Genomic DNA, 20,603 nt, shown 5'->3' with positions numbered 1-20,603 from the left:
CCCTGCTTATCAAAACAATTCCAGCTGCACATTCGTCTTTCCGGGGATTTTATCAAAAGCGCTTAAATACGCAAATATGACATCAGGGTTGGTTTCTATGCCGTTTTCTTTGCAGCGTGCGTGGAAGATATTCATAAGGCGTGTATTGTGCGGACTTATAACGGAATAGCGAGTACCGTAACGCTGGATATATTGTTCTTTTAAGCCCGGAAACGCTGCATCAAGTTTTTTATAAAAATATTCGCGGTTGCCGTCCCTGAGCGTCAAGCCCATGCCGAAACAGATGATGCCGCGTACTTTTGCCTCGATACAATAGTGCAAAATACCTTCGAGATTTTCCACCGTATCATTGATGAAGGGAAGAATAGGCGTAAGCCGCACAACGGTGGGAATACCTGCGTCGCGCAATGTTTTAAGCACGGCAAACCGTTCACTGGTAACGGCAACATTCGGTTCAAGTATTTCGCATAAACTATCATCATAGGTGGTCAGCGTCATTTGTATAACGCATTTTGCTTTGGCGTTTATCGCCTGTAAAAGTTCGAGGTCGCGCAATATCAGCGGCGATTTTGTTATCACGGTAAAACCGAAACCGTAGCGCTGGACGGTCTCTATCGCTTTCCGCGTCATACCGAGTTTTTCTTCCAGCGGCATATACGGGTCAGTCATAGAACCGGTACCGATCATGCACTTATTACGCTTCCGCTGCAAGGCATCTTCGAGCAGCTCTATTGCATTTTCTTTTATTTCTATATCTTCAAAGCGGTGGTTTATATGATAACACGCACTGCGCGAGTCGCAATAGATACACCCATGCGTGCAACCGCGATATAAGTTCATCCCATTTTTCGCTGATAAAATTCCTTTCGCTTGTACAAAGTGCATCTGTTATTCCTGAAAATCCGGCAGTTTTTACATTATCGTGTTCTATATTTTTTCAACGCTTTGTTTTATACCGATTTTGCATAATCTCTTTTTGCATAAAATATATGCAATATATATACAATCTTTTCTTTATCATCAATCGAATACAAAGCTAGATAGTTTTTATAAAAAAGGAATCTATGATATCCTTTCTTCTGCAATTTTATATCATTACAAAGTGGATACATATATGGCGAATTCTGTAAATTATTTTTCTGTTTTACAAAGTCTGCAAGCAAATTGGCGGCAGCTGTTACATTTGAAAGCTTTTCCGCAATATACCTGATAATCTCATCAAGATCAGTCTTTGCTTTATCGGTTACTCTGACTTTATAAACCATACTTTGACTTTAGTTCTGCCACTGCATCATCAACATCGGTAACACGGCCTTCTTGTACATCTTGTTCCGCTGCATGCAGATTATCATACAGACGATCGAAAAAAGAGTTTCTTTCAAACGTTTCCATGCTCATAATCACCATATCACCGTAACCGTTTTTTGTTATAAAAATAGGTTCATTACTTTCATGACACAAGGCGGAAATATTTGCAGTATTCTTTAAATCACGTATCGGAACTATTTGCGGCATAACTATCCCCCTATAGCATGATAGTACCACAATAAAGCCGTATTGTCTATGAAAGATTAAACCTGTTCGGAGACGAAGCTATCGACCAGATCTATTATATCCTGAAAACCCGACAGTGTTTGTGTTGGAAACCGCTAAAAACCGCAGTTGTTAGAGATGGCTGTTATCGCGCTCTATATTTTTTCAAGGCTTTTTTAATATCCTTGAACGCCCAATTATAGTGGCTGGAAGTTGCAGACACGCAGTAGCTGCCGAGCGTCGTCGTTCCCGTCCAATCGAAAACGCCTTTGGAAAAAAGCTCTTCGTCAGACATTTCGCCGATTAAGGTCCACAGTTTTGCGAATTGTTCATTTGCGGCTTGTATTAAATCGGCTTTGGTGGTAGGTCTTGGCATAGTTTGTTGTTACTCCTTTAGCATAGTAAGATGGACTATCAGAAATTGATAACTTACTATAATTAGAATCTTCAAAAGCACCTATCATCTGCATAATATAAGTATAGACACAAGGAGGACAATACACTCGTCATCGAAAAATGTATATACCATTTTATAACTTGACAATTAAATAACAGCGCTTTACACTCATGTTAGTTTGTGTACATAAAGAGGGGTGTGTATGATTTCGGCATTGCACCATAAAAAAACTACCATAAATTTATGTGAAGATTCTTTAACCTCCGGTATTTTTGACACTCTTTTTTTACTCCCTGAACAGCTTTACTGGGAAATACTAAGAAAAGCTGTGCGTGCAACTCCTCAAAATACGGAACAAGAGATGCCTACACAAGTAGGTCACTTGCTGCATTATACATTCTGGCCAAAATGGAATCCCGAAAATACGCAAAATTTAAATTATGTTGAACCTGATGTATTTATACGTTTTTCAGAATTTGATGTAACAATTGAAGCAAAGCTTTATGAGGAAGGTCTGCAAAATAGTACTCAATGGGAAAAAGAAATCATTGCCTATCGAAATGAATATGGTCACTGTAAAAAATTATATTTTATCGCCCTCGGAGGACTTTGTGATGATAAAATTAAACAAGTGAAAAAAGTTCCGATATTCAGATGCCTATGGAGCAATCTATTGGATGCCGCTGACAAAACTTTATCAAACGATGAATGTTTTTGTTCTATATTAAGGCTATTAGTAGGCTAATCTTTAAGAGCATATATAGCCTATCTGAATAAGAACGAAATTTATGATATCAAGCTTAAGGAATTAGAGTAGCATTTTTACGCTGCACAAGAGGCATTTGAAATAGCAGTAAAAAAAGTATTGACAGCCTTGTACCGGAAGCCGGTAAATTTAAAATAGAGAGATCAGAGAGCGAGAGGTATTATTATAAAAGTAATCAAGAGAAAAAAATCGAGTCTCATTATCCCTGCGGTCATCGCCGTGCTCTTTTATGCAGCGGCACTGTATGTGCTTGTATACAGTGCGGTTCAAGGAGTGAAAAGTTATGCCGCCTATTGCGCATTGGTTCCGTTACTTTTATGTATTCCCCTGCTGCTGACGGTGATAATTATCGTCGCGGCAAGATCGTATTTTATATTCGGTTCCGATTATTTTGAGTACCATACGGCCGGAAAATCGATTTTAATTACTGCACGGAATTTGCGATACTTTACTTTCAGTGGCGGAATATTGACTGTTTATTTTATTAAAGAAACGCTTGAGTCCGTATCATTCCGCATTGCCGGAGAAAAACGAGTCCAAGAAAATACAGCGGAGAAAGCTCTTACCATACAAAATAACGGCGTTCTTTTTAAGATCGGAATTCCTGCAATCGGACTGTACGAGCATGGCGATCAAATACTTGCATGGTTCTATAAGAATCTGCCGCTCTATGTAGATGGTCAGACATTGGAAGACCTCCGTGCGATTGAAAAGCGGTACAAAGATATTGATTATGCGCAGGTTCAAAACGCTTTGATCAAGGCGGAAAGAATTGCAAAAACGCTTAATCTGATAGGCATCCTCCTCGGCATATCGGTCAACGCGTTTCAGACCGAGTATCGGCTCACCGTATTTTTATGCGCGGTATATCCGATTGCCATGCTTTTTCTGCTGCACTTCTTAAACGGTTGGGTCAGGTTTGATAAAAAAGGAAACTCAATTTATCCGTCCATAGCGATTTCTCTGATTGCCTGTACGTTTGGCCTTGCATGGAGAATGCTTGCTGTATACAGTATTATAGATGTAAAGAAACTGTTTTTTATCGCAACCGTATTTTATTCGGCATACTTTATCTTATTCCTTGTAATGCAAAAAGAATACTCTTTTAAAGACCGCTATGCGTATGCAGCGGCACTAGTGTACTCTGTCTACTTTTTTGCCTACGCGCTTTCAGCGGTAACGGCGGTCAACTGTGCCTTTGATACCTCATCGCCGGTAGCAACCGTAATAGTCGAAAACCGACAAGAAAAAACAGTCTATACCTACCGAGGTTTACTTGGTATACCATGGCAGTATGATAAGTAAACTGACAAAGCCATTGGAAATACTTGAGGGAATCTTTAGAAACTGGGGGGGTAGAGGTTCCCACTATACTTTCCAGTTTATAAGAGCTGCAAAGTGTGAAAAATCAATAATCTCAATGCAAAACATAGGAGTATGATCTTTGCAGATCGTGTTGTTGCTAATACTATTGTATACGCTATTCCCTTTATTTTCGTTTTAATAGCTGGCAGGAAATAATTTCACCCAAAAATCTGTCCGGGCAGCTTTAAGTTCTCTTTATACGGAAAGTCTACCTCATATACAGCGAAGTCATTCGGATGTTCATCGCAGACGGCATAGCCCTTCGGTGTAGTATATTCTCCGGTAATACCGGTCAGATAGCCAAGAATTATATCGACTATATAAGCAGATGGAATGTACTGTAATTCTTTGCTATAATGCCAAAGATGAAGCAAACCAACATTCCGCAGCAAACACATTTTATCGGGGTTCTCCTCCCAGAGGATATAACCCTTACTCTTGAAGATTGCCGCCGTTATATGAACGAGATTCACGGCTGCAAGTCAGGGCATGGCACGCCCATCCATGTTACACTCGTCCCTCCGTTCAGATTGCAAGAAGAATATTCAACAGCTGATTTAATCAGCGCGATTGAAAAAGAAGTCTTGCCCAAAGGCTTAGGTTTTACTGCTCATATTGATAACTTTGATGCGTTTGGAGATAGAACGCTTTTTGCAAACGTCGTTGCAGGTGATGCGTGGACAAAGCTCCGTGATAAAACGGTACAAGCACTTTTGAATGCCTGTCCGGGCTGTACTAAAAAAGACAAAAAGCCTTTCCAACCTCACGCAACTGTTGCAAATCGGGATATTCCTGTAGGCATAATGACGAAGGCGCTTCAGGTTATGAACGAACTAAACCTTGCGGAAGACTTTCCGGTTGATAACATCACGATTTTTGAACGGAAAGGTAACAGGTGGGAAGCGGCGATTACTCTGGAAATTCCCATGTATTGACTTTAGAATTCAGGGTAAACTCATCAGGTCGTTTTTTTAATATCCCCGCGGAAAAATTGAGACTATTCGAACAGAACTGCCAAGGATGGCAGTAGTTCCATACAGCAGCGATGTTTTGTGCGCGCACAAAACTCGCCTTCAACTGTTGTACACGGATGTACAACAGTTGAAGATGGTTCAAATGGTCTCACAGTCTCAATTTTTCCGCGATTTATATCTACTCTACCTGATGCGTTTACCCATTTGCTGGAAAAATGTGCGAAATTTTAAGCAAAATTTCGCATAGAGGAAGGAAGGCAACCGCTAAAAATATTTGTAATGCGGTTGCCCTGCTTTAGAATTTGCGTATGCCGGTTGGCAGGATTGGGAAGATTTCTTAAAATAATTTATTGTTTCGGATTTATAGATGTAGAATAGGAGCTATTTTAAATGAAAAACGCTGTTATATATGTACATGGAAAAGGCGGTTCTGCAGACGAATCAAATCATTATAAAAAACTTTTTAATGACGATTATGAGGTTTTAGGTTTCGATTATAAAGCGGAATTACCGTGGCAGGTGAAAGAAGAATTTCAAAACTATTTTGATTTTATCGCTCCAAAGTACACTGAAATTTTACTAATCGCAAACAGCATCGGAGCTTATTTTTCTCTGATTTCTTTATCGGAAAAGCCAATCACAAAAGCTCTGCTTATTTCGCCCATTGTCGATATGGAAAATCTAATCTTAACTATGATGAAAAAGGCAAAGGTATCCGAAGAAGAACTGAGAGCAAAAAAGATAATCATTACTTCTTTCGGCAAACCATTATCGTGGGAATATCTTTCTTTTGTCAGGAACAATCCTATAACATGGAATATTCCTACCGGCATTCTTTACGGTAAAAAAGACGATATGACTTCTTTGGAAACAATGACGAATTTTGCACATACAATAAACGCGAGCTTAACGGTTTTTGATAGGGGCGAACACTGGTTTCATACGGAAGAGCAAATGAATTTTTTAGATACGTGGGTTAAAAGATTCATTCAGTAGATCAAAATCATATCAAGCTTACCTCGCGTAGTTCGCTAACTGCGTTTTGGTCAAGGTGCAGTTTTCCGGCTCATGCAAAAAAGCTTGTTTTTAGGCTTTTGCTTGATCGGCATAGTTTTCAGTAAAATTATCTTGCGCAGATTCAAACAGTTTGATACAGGCTGATACTGATGCTAAAGGTGCTTCCGGCAATATTTTTGCTTGTTTGATAATTGTTTCGTAGGACATTGAGGGGATACTGTGTGTTAATATTGATATATAAACTTTTCCAGTTGTATATCTTTACTTTTCAGGCTTTTGTTTTTTATAAAACTACTCTTTTTTCGCATAACACTGACTTTTCTTAATCGATTCAAGATCGCAGTGGAACTGTTGTACAATTTATTTTAAGTATGCATCAGATTTCTTTTGCACATTACAATCAGTTTTCAGGATTAATTTTCTTATTGGAGTGCTCGCGTACTTTATTTTTACATCCCTAGTTTTTTACATTGCTCGACCCAGCGGATAACCGTACAGATATATACTTTAAACACCGGTGTCGCTTGCCCCACATTATATCCTTCCTTTACGTGCTGATTGCGCCCAGTTTTAAGTCTCTACTATATGCAATATTAGCCAGTATGATTGATTTTTATTGTTATTTCAAACCAATTAGCTATATATCATTAAATAAAGTTAATTGCATTTTATTGGTTTGTTCCTTTTCTGTTTTTTTTCTTTTGTCTTGCAGATCTTTCCGTTATCATATCTCCAAGATGTTGCTCGATAACTTCATGAATTTTATCTTGTGAACTATCAACTTCTATTTTATCATCTTTATCATCGCCTTGAATAGGATTTTTGATTTCATCAGTTAAGTTTATCCTATCATGATCTTTTATTCCGTCATCACATTTATTTAAGATATACTCAGGTATGAGCTCATATTCAATTGGATTTATTTGAAATAAATAATCATTTTCTATATGAAATGTTTCATTTATGAATTTTTTAAACACATTATCAATTTCTTTGATCTGCTTATCTTCAAAATTACCATCTTCAGGATTTTCTAAATTTAACAAACGATAACATTGAAGTTTTTCATATCCTACAGAGGTATTATGATAAGCTTCAAGTAATTTAACATTACTCCTAATAATTCCTATTACACTCTTGTATGTAAAATCAGGTATGTAGCATTGAATTTCTTTCTCCCCTTTAGTTATTTCTCCTTCGGTCATTGGGATAAATAATTCGCCTTTGTTTATAATAGGTATATTTCTTTTGTGAAATAGGTTAGACAATAATTGATATCCCATATTTTTTTCATTTTCAAATTCAAATAACCGTCTTAAATATATAAGTGAAGTTAAAATCGATTTAGAAGAAATATTTTTCAAAGCTATTTGCTTATAAGATAGAATATCAGACTTTGTTATATCTTTCTCAAGAATACGTCCATTTTTATTTTCTAAAAAAAATGCTTTTGCGCCTATTTTATCATTAAGATTATAAATTGAATCAATAACTACACTGAAATCATGTGATAGCAAAAGTACTGTTTTATCATGAAAGTTCTTTTTGCCTATAAATAATTTGTTCAGTATTGCAAATTTTTTATTCCCATCGAATGAAGAAATAGGATCATCAAGAATTATTAAATCAGGCTTTTGTTTTATTGCATCATACATGAATAAAATTAACGCAAAAGCATTTCTTTCGCCATAACTCAAAGTCTCTGAACCTGAAGTAATAATTTCATTAAACTCATTATGGTACAATACCAGTCTAGATTCTTCATCTTTTTCTATCATGTCAACTTTATAGTTATAACCGGCGTATTCAAGAAAATCATTTATATCTTTTTTATAGAAATTCACTTTTTTTACTATGAGATTCTTTTGTTTTATTATCTTACCTTTTAAATTTCCAGCTTTCTTGATTAGTTCATCAATAGCAGCATTTATAGAACTTACTGATTCAGCCATTTTCGCAGAATTTAGATTTTTTAAAAGAGGAAGATCAATCTTCAATGAAGATATTGTCGCAACTATATCATCAATATCTTTAAAAGATTGATATCCTATATTTTGCATACTTAATATTTTACTATATAGTGTTTCTATTTCTCCATTTACTGCTATCAAATAATTCTTTTGCTCAGGTGAAATGCCATCAATATTTATCTTTATTTTATTGATTTGTGTTTTTGCATCATCAGACAAGAAGATGGATAGTTTTTCTAATAACTCAATCATTTTCAGTAAATGTTCAATATATTTTGGTTCATATTCTTTTTTTATTTTTTGAATTATTTCCTTTTTAGCTTCTATATTATCAGAAGAACAAAACGGACAACACTTACCAATAGATAAATAATCATTTCCAGTTATATGCCACTGTAACCATTTTACAGTATTTTCACTCTTTAAAAACGGCTCATATACCTCTAATCCCGTAGGTATGTTCTCTAATTTATTACCCTTTGCTAATCCCTTACCCATGGTTCCATTTGCAGCCCATCCAGTTTTTGTAGCTTTAAAATCATCTATAAAATTTTGCAATAGTTTACCAATTTCCTTTATTGTTTCATTCTGTGTAAATAAATTTTTAACTTCATTAACAAGTTCTTCTATTTTCTCTTGATTCTTTATATAGTTTTCGTCTTTTATAAAAATTTCGAAACTGTTTTTAATTAATTCTATTTTCTGAAAAAGAATTGTATTTACGTATTCCTCATTAAATATTAAAACTTTCGACAATTTATCAATACCGCTTATGGAAGGAGTTATATTTTGATTATCCTTATACTTAAATGGTCTTAAAATATCTAAAGTAGCATCTTTGATAGCCAAAGAAATCGCTTTTGCAATGGTAGATTTTCCTGTACCATTTAATGCATATTTTATATTCAAACGATTTTCAGCTATCTCTATTGAAGCTTCATTTATATTATTGCAATGTTTTATATTAATTTGCATATAAGATAACCTCTATAATTATATATAATAACTTTGATACACACAGAAAGTATATCATCCTATTGGTTATTGTATAGGCACAGATTATTTTATCCTCTATAAAATATGCTACCATGTTAAATTAAAATTTTAGTAATCACCTACTCCCCCTCCACAACCTTCACGTCATCAGCCGCCAACCCATACAGCCCATATACAACAGTATTTATCTGCTTATCCAAAATATCAACCCGCTGTTGTAAGAATTTCTTATCAGAATCGGATATTGCACTGTTCAGCTGTTCCTGTGCAGTAATCATCTGGTCAGCCAACACACTTAAATGTGCCTGCTCCGATTCTGTTGGGACAATCAAGGGTAACTCAAGCAGGGGTTCTTTATCTACCTGAAAGTTATCCCCTTGCATTTTTCCCTTATAGCGCAGCCAGAACTTAATCACATTGGAATTTAATATGGCGGTTAAGAATTTAAGATTGAACCGTTCGGTTTTAATAACATTATAACTCTGTGAAACATAGCAATCAAAATCAGTGTAGGTAAAGCACGGTTCCGCTGTTTTCCGTAATGAAACGATCTTTTCTCCTCTGAAAAATTTCTCATCCCGCGCACGGTGCAACCCATACGGTTTATTATCAGATGTAATCACTTGGATAAATTTGTCAAGATGCGCTTTGAGATTTGGATATGCCTTCATTTCGCTTTTATTTTTAAACTTTGACGTTGTATATATCACCCATAGTTTATTATTTGCATTGCCGTAATATTTATGCAACTCCGTCGAAGTGTAAAAAGGTTTTACCAATTCCTTTTCTTCGGACGATAAATTGAGTGCATTATATTCATCCATCGAAAGATTGAATATACCTGTACCTTGCAGATTTTCATCACCTAATGTTAGAGCTGATGCTCTATTACAAAAATCTTGGGGCGCTACAATCCCTTGTGCAATTTCGCCTTCTGTAAGCCCTGCATTACTGTTTCTTTTTATATGATTAAGAATGACAGAATTTTTCTTATTCAAAAAGAGAATATATGTATCTTTACAGACATTTTTTACAATTTCTGCTTCAAACCGGGTTATATTTTCTTCTCCGTTCCCCGCTAAAAAATCAATCACTTCAGACAGTTCGGCGTGGGCATTATTAAGCCGCGAATATTCAACCGAATAACACTCATTCATTTTCGTTTTTTGCATAATGTATATCATTGTTTGAATTGAGGCGGTTTCAAATACCTTGTAATTGCCGAAGTCCGTATACGTTACTATCTTTGCATTATCCAATACAAAATCCCTAAACAAAGAAGCCCCCGCATTTGTTATCCAATTATTCGGTGCGATAAATCCGACTAATCCGTTTTCTTTTGTAAACCGAATCGCTTGATATCCGAAAAAATACCACAAATCCATTTTTCCTTGATAGCAAGGATGATTATGTAAACCTTCAAAGCAGCCTGTATCGGTATATTCTTTTACATACGGCGGATTCCCAATCACGCAATCAAAACCGCCGTCTGCAAATATGCCCGGGAACTGAGCATCCCAGTCAAAGGCGTTCACCTTGCGTTGTTCCTCGATGCCGAACAGTGTTAAATCCTTGCCCGTGTAGTAATCTGTTCCGATAAGGCTGTTCCCGCATTTAATATTGTGCGACATATTCGGTAAAATTTTTGCCTGTATGTCGCTCGTTCTGAACAGTGCAGCCTGTCCCGTTGCGGAAAGCGCCTTGCCCTCATTTTCCAAGAGCTTCAAAAAGAGCGAAAGCTTTGTTACCTCCACCGCCTGTGCGTCGATATCCACACCGTAGATATTGTTTAGTAAAATACGTTTTTTCTCTTCAATGCTCAGCTTATACCCTTGCGTTGCTGCATCCTTGTAAATAAGCCCCTTCTTCTCTGCCTGCGCACGCCGCGCTTCCGCATAATACCAATCCAAGTGCCAGTCCAGCAAATACTGATACGCCCCGACAAGAAAACTCCCCGAACCGCATGCAGGATCAACAAAACGCAAACGGCTTACCTCATCAGGCGTTCTGCCTGCAAGCTTTTTACCGATTGTGTTTTCAACGATGTATTTAACGATATAAGGCGGCGTATAATACACACCCCCAGCTTTTTGTACTTCCGGCTTTTCAAGAATTTCTATGCTGTGCCCGTTCTTCGTTTTGCGCGTAAAGCGGATAATCTTTCCCAAAAAGCGTTCATAAATGGAACCGAGTATTTCAACTGGCAGCACACTGAACTCATACTGACATTCAGGATAATAGAGCGCATTGATAATACTGATAAGCGTTTTATCCGCAACGGCAAGTTCGTCAAGCCATTGGTCGGAAGCAAACAACCCTGCATTGAATTTAGCATTCGCATTTTCAAAAAGCCGCTGCACATTTTTATAAATAGCCGTTTTTTGCTCCGCGATTTTTTTAAGCTGATTTCCTTCTTCAATTTCTTTATCTTCACAAATCCGTAAGAAGAGCAGCCGGTCGATAATTTTCTGCACAGCGCCCGTCAAATTGAATGCATCGATTTCGTCATTATGCAGCGCAATATCTTCGGCAAGGACCATCCGCCATTTTTCGATCATATTCAAAATATCATCATCGACAGTTGCCGTCCCCCGCTTATCCTTCGTCCCTTCGTAATAGGTATCGAACTTACCAAGATCGACGGCATCCCAACTGATTTTATCATACAGCGATTCAAAATTTTCAGAGAGCTGATCGTAAGTCAGATACTCAATGCGGGCAGTAGCGGCAGTGTCTTTTTCGGACGGCTTAATCCGCGTATCGTAAATCGCCAATTCCTGGAAGTCCGTCAGCACCGCAATCGGCATCTTTGAGGTATACGCATACCGCCGCACCTGCAGCGCCGGTTCGGGATTTGTTTTAAGGTCAACACTCGGCTGCTTTGCTTCCACATACATCTTCCGCTCGCCGCCGTAACAGAGTGTATAGTCGGGATGCTTCACCTGCCCGTTCATCACCACACGGTCTTCGGTAATAACCTCCTGCCGGTCATGCCGCGCTCCTTTCTCGTTTTTGACATCCCATTTCAGACATTCAAGCAGCGGATCGATAAACTTATTGCGCACTTCGCTTTCCACAAAATTCTTGGAAAGATAAAAGGGCTCATTTTCCTTAAATTGACTTACCAGCTGTGCTACACGTTCCTTGCGTTCCGCCATCGTCATGTCTTTTGCCTTAATGGACATCGTCTACCCCTACTCCGCTTTCGCATTTGAATATAGCGTACATTATAGCACACTCGGACGAGTTTGTAAAAACGATACAGAGAATTAATTCAAGGTTACTATAGAATTATGTATGAAATTTCAGAAGACAAAGTAATAGTGCACACAATTATTGATGGTCGAAGAAATTTTGAAGATATAATCATTTCAAAATTGTCTCGTTATTATGGAAACAAAATCTAACATTGTTCCAAACGTTCGTCCTTGACAAACTTTTCCGTTTAATATATACCGCTGATATATATCAGTGATATAAAATACTAAAAACAGGAAAAGGGGCGGCAATGGAACAAAAAAAATTACAAACAAAAGACTTTATTTCGATAGGGATTTTTTCGCTGATTTATTCGGTTGTCGCTTTTGTTGTCGGCGGCATAGCGCAGATGACGCCGCTCACGTTTCCTTTAATGCCTGCATGTATTGCGCTGTTTACGGGTACCGTCTTTATGCTCTATGTTGCAAAAATTCCGAAGCGCGGCGCATTAACCTGCCTCGGTGTTATCGGCGGCATTTTGCTTTTTATCACCGGTATGTTTTGGATGATGAGCCTTTTTTTTGTGCTGTTCGGTATTGCGGCCGACTGTATTTGCGCGTCGGGGCATTTTCAGTCGTTTAAAAAAAATCTTACCGCATATTGCATAATGGCACTTGCTCCCTTCGGCGCATACGTTCCCATGGCGCTGCTTCCCGCACAATTTGACGCTTTTATGAAAAAAAAGGGAAACACTGCCGCCTTTGAGCAAATCATTCACACAATCGGTACGAGCGTATGGGTGCTTCCGGCAATGATTGCAATTACACTGCTGTGCGCCATCCTCGGCGGTTTAATCGGCAAACGCATTTTGCGCAAGCATTTTGAAAAAGCGGGTATTGTGTAGTTGTATGAAACTCGATCCGAGAACAAAATTGTTTATTTTGGCGATTACCGGCATAACGGTATTTTTGAACGACAATCTGTTCATTGAATGTTTGTTTGCGGTTTTTCCGTTTGTTTTGCTGTGTACGGCAAAACGGCTGAAAATTGCATTTTCCTACGGACTTTTGTTCAGTGCTCTTGTTGCGCTGCAGTACATGTTGGTGCCGCTTATGCCGGCGACGGCGGGAAGTATTGTCTATGTGTTTTCGGTATACATCAGAAAACTCATTCCCTGCCTTATGCTTGGAAATTTTTTGATTGCAACAACGCAGGTAAGCCGCTTTATGGCGGCTCTGTATAAAATGCATATTCCCAAAGGTTTTGCCGTTGCCTTGAGCATTACGCTCAGATACTTTCCGACGATGAAGGAAGAGTGGACGTTTATAAAAGAAGCGATGGCACTTCGCGGATTGTCGACGTCTTTTCCGGCCGTACTGCGCCGACCGATAAAGACGATGGAATACATTTACGTACCGATGTTGGTTTCTGCTTCAAAAATTTCCGATGAAATTACACAAGCTGCTGTCACGAGGGGTATCGATCACGTGCAGCGCAGAACGTGTATCGAAACCGTGCGATTTTCCGTTTTCGATGTGCTTGTGCTGGCGGTTTATGCCGGTATTGTGCTGTTGTTTTTACGCTCAAATGGGGTACTGCCGGTATGATGGTGGAATTCAATTCGGTTTCATTTTCATATACCGAAAACGGAACAGGCGCCGTGCACGATATTTCGTTTGCAATACCGGAAGGACAATTCGTCCTTGTGTGCGGTGCAAGCGGATGCGGCAAAACGACAATAACAAGGCTTATAAACGGACTTATACCGCATTTTTTTTCAGGCAATCTTTCGGGAAGCATCCGCGTTGCCGGCAGGGAAACGTCCGCCACACCCATAGCGGATATATCGGATACGGTCGGATCGGTGTTCCAAAATCCGCGCACGCAGTTTTTTAATGCGGACACCGACAGCGAAATCGTATTCGGCATGGAAAATCGAGGAATGCCTGTAAACGACATTTTGGAACGCTTGGAAGCCGTAACCGCCGAGTTAAATTTGCAGCGCTTGCGCTGTAAAAACATTTTTGAACTGTCCGGCGGCGAAAAACAAAAAATCGCTTTTGCATCTGCGTATGCCGCTTTTCCGAAAGTACTGGTGTTGGACGAGCCGTCATCCAATTTGGATTATCACTCCATACTGGAGTTGGCGCGTCTTTTAAAAAAAGCAAAAAATGGGGGATTGACGGTTATCGTATCCGAGCACCGGCTGTGGTATGTAACGGATATTATCGACAGGGTGCTTTTTATGAAAAACGGCAGGATTGAAAAAGATTTGAGCGCACGCGAATTTAACGATCTTGCAGAGAAGCCGTACAGCGAGTTCGGTTTGCGGACACGCACATGCATTGTACCAGAATCCAGCCAAAAGTGTGATATGCGTTGCGAAATGGCTGACGGAACGAACGGTTCAACCGTTTTAACAGCGGAAAACCTGTCGGTACAAATCGGAAAACACACAATCCTTAACGGTGTTTCGTTTGAAGTTCGTGCAGGAGAAATCCTTGCAATTACCGGTAAAAACGGGTCGGGAAAAACGACGCTGGCACGAGTGCTGTGCGGACTTCAAAAATCTTGCGGTACGGTAAGGTTAAACGCTCACCGTTTGAACAACCGGGAGCGAAAGAATATTTCGTATATGGTTATGCAGGATGTCGGACATCAACTTTTTACCGACAGTGTACAAGCCGAATGCTCGCTCGGAATCAAAGAAGCGAATGCAGCACAAATAGAACATGCACTGCGCGCTATGGGGTTAAATGAATACAAAGGCAGACACCCGCTTGCTTTATCAGGCGGACAGCGCCAACGGCTTGCGGTGGCGGTCAGTATGATTTGCGGCAAACAATTACTTGTTTTTGACGAGCCTACCAGCGGTTTGGATTTACACAGTATGCACCAAGTTGCCCGTTTGCTTAAAGAACTTGCACGGCAAAATAAATTAGTAATCGTTATTACCCACGATTATGAACTCATAGAAACAGCCTGCACGCGCGTGATGAATATTGATTATATCAATCAACAACCCCGACGCAAGCGTCGGGGTACAATGCTCAACATTTCGCATTGTATGTTCTCATAAGGTGGTTGCAGTCGGCTTTAATACCCTTTGTTACGACGCAGAGCGTTGCCGAGGACGGCGGGTATTAAACCCTCCGCACGAATAAAAGCGGACAAGGAGCGAAAATGCAAAAACAAAAATTATTGCTGTACGGAACGCAGATGAAAAGTCTGGTTGATACGCTGTCGAACAAATCGGCGGAGAAAAACGCAGCGCTTGTACTGCGTATGGAAAGCGAATATAAACACCTTTTAAGCGAACAATCTTTTGCAAACGCAATGCTGGCGCGCCACTTAAAAAAATCAATACTGCCTGCCGTCGCCGCATACAAAATGCTCCTTGCAGCCGGAAAAACAAAAGAGCAAGCGTTTGAAGCCGTGCGCGCTTCCGTGCTGTCGGATTCGGAAAAACAAAAAAGAGCGTTTCAAAAAATCGGTACACTGCCGTTCGGGTTTTCGCTTATGCGTCTTATGACTCCCCTATCGTTAAAAACGACTTTCGGTCCGAGCGGCTGGGATTTTACATGGAAACAAAACGACCGCCGCGCGCTCAAATGGGATTGCAGTCGCTGCTTTTATGCCGATATTTTTACGCAGCACAAAGTAAGCGAACTGACCGCGATTTTTTGCGAAAGCGACGATGTCGTATACGGAAGCATTCCGACAATACGCTGGGCGCGCACGCGCACTATCGGCAACGGCGATGATATTTGCGATTTTGTTTTTTACAATGAACGTACCAAAAATGCACACATCGAAAACAAACGCGGCAAAGACAAGGGCAAAAAGGCGGGAAATCATGTATAAAACGTTACGGTCGCTTAGTGATGTTTTCCGCCGTTTATGTCGTGCAGCAGTATTTTTTCTTTGCCTCTGTGCCGCCGCGCAAGATGTACAACCGGTAAAAAGCGGATACGAAAGCATCGTCGACGGCGTAGCTGCATCCTATGTTGGAAAGAGCGTTCCGGGAGCATGCATTATTATCGCCGAACACGGTACTGCCGTTTTTTCAAAATGCTACGGATACGCAAACCTCGACACACAACAGCGCATACGGCCCGATACCGATTTTTTTGAGTGGGGTTCCATTACCAAAACGCTCGTATGGGTAAGCGCACTGCAACTTGAAGAAAAAGGCTTGCTTGACCTTAACGCGGACATACGGCGCTATCTTCCCGAGAACTTTTTGCGCAACATACGATACGATGCGTCCATTACCATACTCGACTTAATGAACCATACGGCAGGTTTTGAAGAATATTTAATCGATTTTCGTTATTTGAACGAACAGCCGGTAAAGCCGCTCGCCGACATATTGTCCGCACATCAGCCGGCGCAAGTGTTTGAGCCGGGAAGCGTATCGGCGTACTCAAACTGGGGCGCGGCACTTGCGGGTTTTATCGTAGAACGGGTAAGCGGACAAAGTTTTGACGAGTACGTTTCCGAACACATCTTTGCGCCGCTCGGCATTCAAGACGCGGAGCTGAAACCACAGTGGAGCGCCGAAACGCTCAAAAAAAAGATAAACGGCTATTCGTATGCGAAAAAGGGATTTCGCAAAGAAGATTTTATGCGCTTGCGGCTGTACCCCGCAGGTTCATTAAACGGAACGCCGAACGCGCTCATAAAATACGCATCCGAATTAGCAAAAAAAAGCGGCGAGCCTTCGCTTTTGTTTTCGGATCCTGCGACGAAGGACAAGCTGTTCGGCGAAACATACCGTTCTTTCGGAGCCGCTTCGGGGCTTGCGCACGGATTTTGGGAGTATACGAAAAACAACGGCATATTCGGACACGAGGGCGGAACTTACGGTTTTCAAACCCAGCTGTGGGTTCAGCCGGAGCGGGAGCGCGCAATCCTCATTGCAACGAATGTTATGGAATCCGATTTTTGCCGCAGTCTTATGAATGAACTTATTCAAAGCGATCGGACGCAAGCCGGCAAGGAAACGAGCGCAAATACAAATGGAAATGCCGGCACAAATGCCGCTGCCGCTGCCGGTGCCGATACGGCGGACTTTGCACGGTTTTCGGGCGAATATTTTCCGGCGCGTTCCGTATGGACTCACGCGGGAAAACTGAACGGTTATATGCAAATGATTTCCATACAACAAAATACGGACGGTATTGTACTGAAAAAAAGAAGCGACGGTAAAAGCCTCGCGTATCGGTCAATCGGAAACAACCGCTTTTATTGCAAAGAAGCGCTGCCAGAAGAACAATACGCTGCTTTTAAAACCGAAAACGGAGATGTCCTTTCCATGACTTTTTTTCTTGCGCACGATTATGTTCCGGCAAAAGGAATGTATACCACCGGCTTTTTGCTGTCGTGTGTAACAACTTTTGTACTAGCCTTTGTATTTTGGCTTGGATCCGGTATAGCCCTTGCAGTGTCGGACATTCGCTCGCTGCGCCAGACGATTAAATCCGCACCTACTATACGTGCCGGCTTCGACCGGCTGCCAAAAGTTCTATGCACCGCATGCGGCTTAATTGCGGATGTGAGCATAATTGCGGGAATGCGCAATTGGTTTGCAATTTATACGATAGATTCGGTTCAGATGAATCTTATAGTTGCGATAAATGCCGCATGCGCACTGTGCATGATATGCAGCTGTGTGTACTTGTTTTATAAAAAGCGTTTCGCTGCGGCAGTGATGTTTTCCGCCGTCTGTGCGGTGCAGCTGTACTCGTCGATTTGTTTAGGCTTTTTTCATGCCGTGTAATTTTTATATATAAGGGGTATGTATGAGTGAGGTAAGGGAAGAATTATTAAACAAAAATCCGTGGAGTTTAATGATTAAGTTAAGTCTTCCGGCAATTTTGGGACAGTTTGTAGTCGGCTTATATGCCTTTGTCGATTCGATTTATGTCGGGCAAATGGTGGGAACGGATGCGATGAGCGCGGTTTCTGCAGCGTCTCCCTTTGTGCTGATTAACAACGGCATTGCGGTGTTGCTCGGTATCGGATCGGGTTCCATACTGTCGCGTGCAATCGGCGCTAAAGATTGGCAAACGGTTGATAAAATTATGGGTAACTTAAGCGTTTTAGTACTTTTAATGTCCGCCTGTGTTATGGTAGCCGGCATTCCGCTTGCCCCCGTATTTTTGCGTTTGTCCGGAGCGCAAGGTGCCGTCCTCGATATGGGCGTTTCGTATTTACGTACGGTGTATATCGGTTCCGTGTTTGTCAATTTTATGCAAGGCGCCAATATGGTGCTGCGTGCCGAAGGACGTATGGGAATTGCTATGGGCATTATGGCAGGCGGTGCCATTTTGAATATCATACTCGATCCGGTTTTTATCATCTTGCTGCCCGGATTCGGACCGCAAGCGGTTGCAATCGCTACGGTTGTGTCGCAACTGCTGCAAGCCGCCGTTACCCTGTGGTACTTTTTGCGCAAAAGTCCGGTCGTTAAATTTCACGCCCTCCGCCTTGAAAAAAAGCTCACCGGAGAAACTTTTGCCGTCGGTGTAAGCGCCATGCTCATGCAAGTGATGATGCTCATTCAAATGACGGTCGTGTACAATACGGCGGTTAAATACGGCGGCGCCGATCAAATCGCTTTAATGGGAGCCGCTTTGCGCGTTATGCAGCTTGCCTTTGTGCCCGTGTGGGGCATGAGTCAAGGTTTGCAGCCTGCCGTCGGAACGAACTACGGGGCAAAAAATTATGACCGCGTAAAAAAACTGACAAACGTTTTTATCGCAGGCTCTACGTGTTTGTCGCTTGTATTTTGGCTCGTTATAGAATGTTTTGCGCGCGGGATTTTGTCGGCATTTATTACACAAGCGGACATCGTTGCTAAAGGAATAACGAACTTCCGTCTTATGTTCGCCGTTTTTCCCACCTACGGTCTTCTTATTATGACACTCACGTATTTGCAATCGTTGGGAAAAGCAAAGCAGGCGGGCTTACTTGTCGTGTTCAGACAGCTTGCACTCGTCGTTCCCTTAGTGCTTTTAGTTCCCGTATTGCTGGGCGGAAACGTCGTCGGCGTGTGGGTGGCGCTCCCCTTAAACGACATCGTCATTTTGGTATTTTCGCTCGTTTTGCTTATAAAGGAATACAAAGTACTGGAAAGGATTTGATCCGGAATGGAGCAATTTTACCAAATTCTTTGCACAGAACTTTGCAGCATTCGGATTAAAAAACTCATCAGCACCAGCGACGCCGTCGAAAGTAAAACGTATAAGCACTATCAGCCGAGCTTATTCGAGACGGAGATATAAAATACTTATACGGATAAAAATGTATAAAGATTTTCTGATGATGTATCGGAAGACATCAAAGTCAAAACGCAAACTCTTTCAAAAAAAATTCGGGATTTACAGCCCCCATATTCAGCCGCACTTCCCAGTGCAGATGCGGACCGGTTGCAAGTCCCGTTGCACCTGAAAGGCCAAGCTTTTCCCCTTGTTTGACATATTGACCTTCTTGCACGTTCAGTGAATCCATGTGGTAATAGAGACTGTAAAGTCCGGGTAAATGTTCTACCACAACGCTCCAGCCGGTAGAAATACGGTTCTCCGCCAGCACAACCTTTCCCTCGGCACAGGAATGAACGGGAGTCCCTGTCGGTACACCATAATCTATTCCATAATGCAGCGAAGTGCTTGTCTTTTTGTCAGTGTATTCAAAGACACGGCGATCCCCAAAACCGGACGTTATCCGTTTTGAATCTACCGGTATTGTAAAGGGCTTCAATGTATACACATCCTGCGGTGTTACCGTTTCAAGAATTTTATTGAGTTTTTCGCTTTGTGCACGACGTTCAGGACTCACATCCTTCCTAATTCCTGTATTTCTTGCATCGAGCACAATACGCTCGGAAACAAATTGTTTTTTCTGAATACTGAATGGCAGCGTTATTTCTTTTTTCTGTGCATCCCCTGTTGAAATAATCACTTTAAGTGAATACGTCTCCTCACCGGAAAGCCATGTCGAAAGCGGAATACCCGCAAGCATCTCAGCCGTTTCCGCGCTGCGATTTTGGGGATTTGTAAAGAAAAACTGCGTGGAAGCTGCCCGCTCTTTTCCCTTAAAGAGCTGCAAAACGGCGATAGGCTTTTGTGAAGTCTTATCAGACGTTGTTTCGGGCACCTTCATCGAAAGACGCACGAACACCGCGTCTCCCGGCTGAGCCTTTTCGTTGTACGTTACAGAACCGCTGTAAGTCTGCTCCTGAAAACGCACCGTCTCAACTGCAAATAACTGTGCCGCAACAGCAATGCTGATAATAAACCAATAAAAAAATCTTTTGTTCATGTTTATATTCCTGCTCATTCCCTAATGGTACCGCAGTTTTATATATCAAGCAAGATATATCA

Annotated in this window: 18 protein-coding genes and 1 pseudogene; 10 read left to right on the top strand and 9 right to left on the bottom strand. The window is 41.0% G+C overall.

All coding sequences use genetic code 11. The features are described from left to right. Positions 1-9 precede the first annotated feature (9 nt). From E4N69_RS00500 to E4N69_RS00485, 4 genes and pseudogenes are all read right to left on the bottom strand, one after another. Positions 10-885 carry an SPL family radical SAM protein gene (locus E4N69_RS00500; protein ID WP_253824135.1) on the bottom strand — a complete coding sequence of 292 codons (876 nt, stop codon included), beginning with the start codon at positions 883-885 and terminating at the stop codon, positions 10-12. 65 nt (positions 886-950) lie between these two features. Further along, complete coding sequence (locus tag E4N69_RS00495) at positions 951-1,265, bottom strand: type II toxin-antitoxin system RelE/ParE family toxin (protein WP_253824134.1); 315 nt, start codon at positions 1,263-1,265, stop codon at positions 951-953. Beyond that, the gene (locus tag E4N69_RS00490) at positions 1,255-1,515 is read right to left on the bottom strand and encodes a type II toxin-antitoxin system Phd/YefM family antitoxin (RefSeq protein ID WP_253714788.1); all 261 of its coding nucleotides are present in this window, start codon (positions 1,513-1,515) and stop codon (positions 1,255-1,257) included. Before E4N69_RS00490 ends, E4N69_RS00495 begins: the two co-directional genes overlap by 11 nt. A 163-nt stretch (positions 1,516-1,678) precedes the next feature. Further along, positions 1,679-1,840, bottom strand: a pseudogene (locus E4N69_RS00485) (ClbS/DfsB family four-helix bundle protein); the annotation flags it as partial. Positions 1,841-2,132: 292 nt separating this feature from the next. Between E4N69_RS00485 and E4N69_RS00480 the strand changes: the two are divergent. Together E4N69_RS00480 and E4N69_RS00475 are read left to right on the top strand one after the other, a co-directional pair. Then, entirely contained in the window at positions 2,133-2,675 is a 543-nt protein-coding gene (locus E4N69_RS00480; protein ID WP_253824133.1) for a hypothetical protein, read from the top strand. Positions 2,676-2,942: 267 nt separating this feature from the next. Continuing rightward, positions 2,943-4,001 carry a hypothetical protein gene (locus E4N69_RS00475; protein WP_253824132.1) on the top strand — a complete coding sequence of 353 codons (1,059 nt, stop codon included), beginning with the start codon at positions 2,943-2,945 and terminating at the stop codon, positions 3,999-4,001. A 218-nt stretch (positions 4,002-4,219) separates the two neighbouring features. Here the strand turns inward: E4N69_RS00475 and E4N69_RS00470 are convergent, their stop codons facing one another. Continuing rightward, a complete protein-coding gene (locus E4N69_RS00470) occupies positions 4,220-4,459 on the bottom strand; it encodes a hypothetical protein (RefSeq protein WP_253824913.1) in 240 nt (79 codons plus the stop codon). Here E4N69_RS00470 and E4N69_RS00465 point away from each other — a divergent pair. Together E4N69_RS00465 and E4N69_RS00460 are read left to right on the top strand one after the other, a co-directional pair. Further along, on the top strand, positions 4,427-4,996 hold the full coding sequence (locus E4N69_RS00465; RefSeq protein WP_253824131.1) for a 2'-5' RNA ligase family protein: 570 nt from the start codon (positions 4,427-4,429) through the stop codon (positions 4,994-4,996). The two genes, E4N69_RS00470 and E4N69_RS00465, sit on opposite strands and share 33 nt — an antisense overlap. A gap of 429 nt (positions 4,997-5,425) precedes the next feature. Then, positions 5,426-6,031: an alpha/beta hydrolase gene (locus tag E4N69_RS00460; RefSeq protein ID WP_253824130.1), complete on the top strand. Its 606-nt coding sequence runs from the start codon at positions 5,426-5,428 to the stop codon at positions 6,029-6,031. 90 nt (positions 6,032-6,121) lie between these two features. Here E4N69_RS00460 and E4N69_RS00455 read toward each other — a convergent pair whose 3' ends face one another. The 3 genes from E4N69_RS00455 to E4N69_RS00445 all read right to left on the bottom strand — a co-directional run bounded on the left by E4N69_RS00455 (position 6,122) and on the right by E4N69_RS00445 (position 12,203). Further along, entirely contained in the window at positions 6,122-6,259 is a 138-nt protein-coding gene (locus E4N69_RS00455) for a hypothetical protein (protein ID WP_253714782.1), read from the bottom strand. A 461-nt stretch (positions 6,260-6,720) separates the two neighbouring features. Then, positions 6,721-8,997 carry an AAA family ATPase gene (locus E4N69_RS00450; RefSeq protein WP_253824129.1) on the bottom strand — a complete coding sequence of 759 codons (2,277 nt, stop codon included), beginning with the start codon at positions 8,995-8,997 and terminating at the stop codon, positions 6,721-6,723. 140 nt (positions 8,998-9,137) lie between these two features. Beyond that, positions 9,138-12,203 (bottom strand): Eco57I restriction-modification methylase domain-containing protein, encoded by a 3,066-nt coding sequence (locus E4N69_RS00445; RefSeq protein ID WP_253824128.1) that lies wholly within the window; start codon positions 12,201-12,203, stop codon positions 9,138-9,140. A gap of 323 nt (positions 12,204-12,526) precedes the next feature. On the opposite strand from E4N69_RS00445, the gene E4N69_RS00440 reads away from it, so the two are divergent. From E4N69_RS00440 to E4N69_RS00415, 6 genes are all read left to right on the top strand, one after another. Next, positions 12,527-13,120, top strand: a complete 594-nt coding sequence (locus E4N69_RS00440; RefSeq protein WP_253824127.1) for an MptD family putative ECF transporter S component — start codon at positions 12,527-12,529, stop codon at positions 13,118-13,120. A 4-nt stretch (positions 13,121-13,124) separates the two neighbouring features. Then, the gene (locus E4N69_RS00435; protein WP_162661981.1) at positions 13,125-13,823 is read left to right on the top strand and encodes an energy-coupling factor transporter transmembrane component T; all 699 of its coding nucleotides are present in this window, start codon (positions 13,125-13,127) and stop codon (positions 13,821-13,823) included. Then, entirely contained in the window at positions 13,820-15,295 is a 1,476-nt protein-coding gene (locus E4N69_RS00430; protein WP_253824126.1) for an ABC transporter ATP-binding protein, read from the top strand. Before E4N69_RS00435 ends, E4N69_RS00430 begins: the two co-directional genes overlap by 4 nt. A 104-nt stretch (positions 15,296-15,399) precedes the next feature. Continuing rightward, a complete protein-coding gene (locus E4N69_RS00425; RefSeq protein ID WP_253824125.1) occupies positions 15,400-16,080 on the top strand; it encodes an L-2-amino-thiazoline-4-carboxylic acid hydrolase in 681 nt (226 codons plus the stop codon). Beyond that, on the top strand, positions 16,073-17,998 hold the full coding sequence (locus E4N69_RS00420) for a serine hydrolase domain-containing protein (protein ID WP_253824124.1): 1,926 nt from the start codon (positions 16,073-16,075) through the stop codon (positions 17,996-17,998). The genes E4N69_RS00425 and E4N69_RS00420 overlap by 8 nt, the downstream gene beginning before the upstream one ends. A 22-nt stretch (positions 17,999-18,020) precedes the next feature. Next, the gene (locus tag E4N69_RS00415) at positions 18,021-19,364 is read left to right on the top strand and encodes an MATE family efflux transporter (RefSeq protein WP_253824123.1); all 1,344 of its coding nucleotides are present in this window, start codon (positions 18,021-18,023) and stop codon (positions 19,362-19,364) included. Between the two features lie 202 nt (positions 19,365-19,566). Here the strand turns inward: E4N69_RS00415 and E4N69_RS00410 are convergent, their stop codons facing one another. After that, positions 19,567-20,541 (bottom strand): M23 family metallopeptidase, encoded by a 975-nt coding sequence (locus E4N69_RS00410; RefSeq protein WP_253824122.1) that lies wholly within the window; start codon positions 20,539-20,541, stop codon positions 19,567-19,569. Positions 20,542-20,603 lie beyond the last annotated feature (62 nt).

This window comes from Treponema sp. OMZ 906 (genome assembly GCF_024181185.1).
GTDB lineage: Bacteria > Spirochaetota > Spirochaetia > Treponematales > Treponemataceae > Treponema.
Note: the sequence above shows the minus strand (reverse complement) of the source record. Positions and strands in the feature narration are given on the sequence as shown.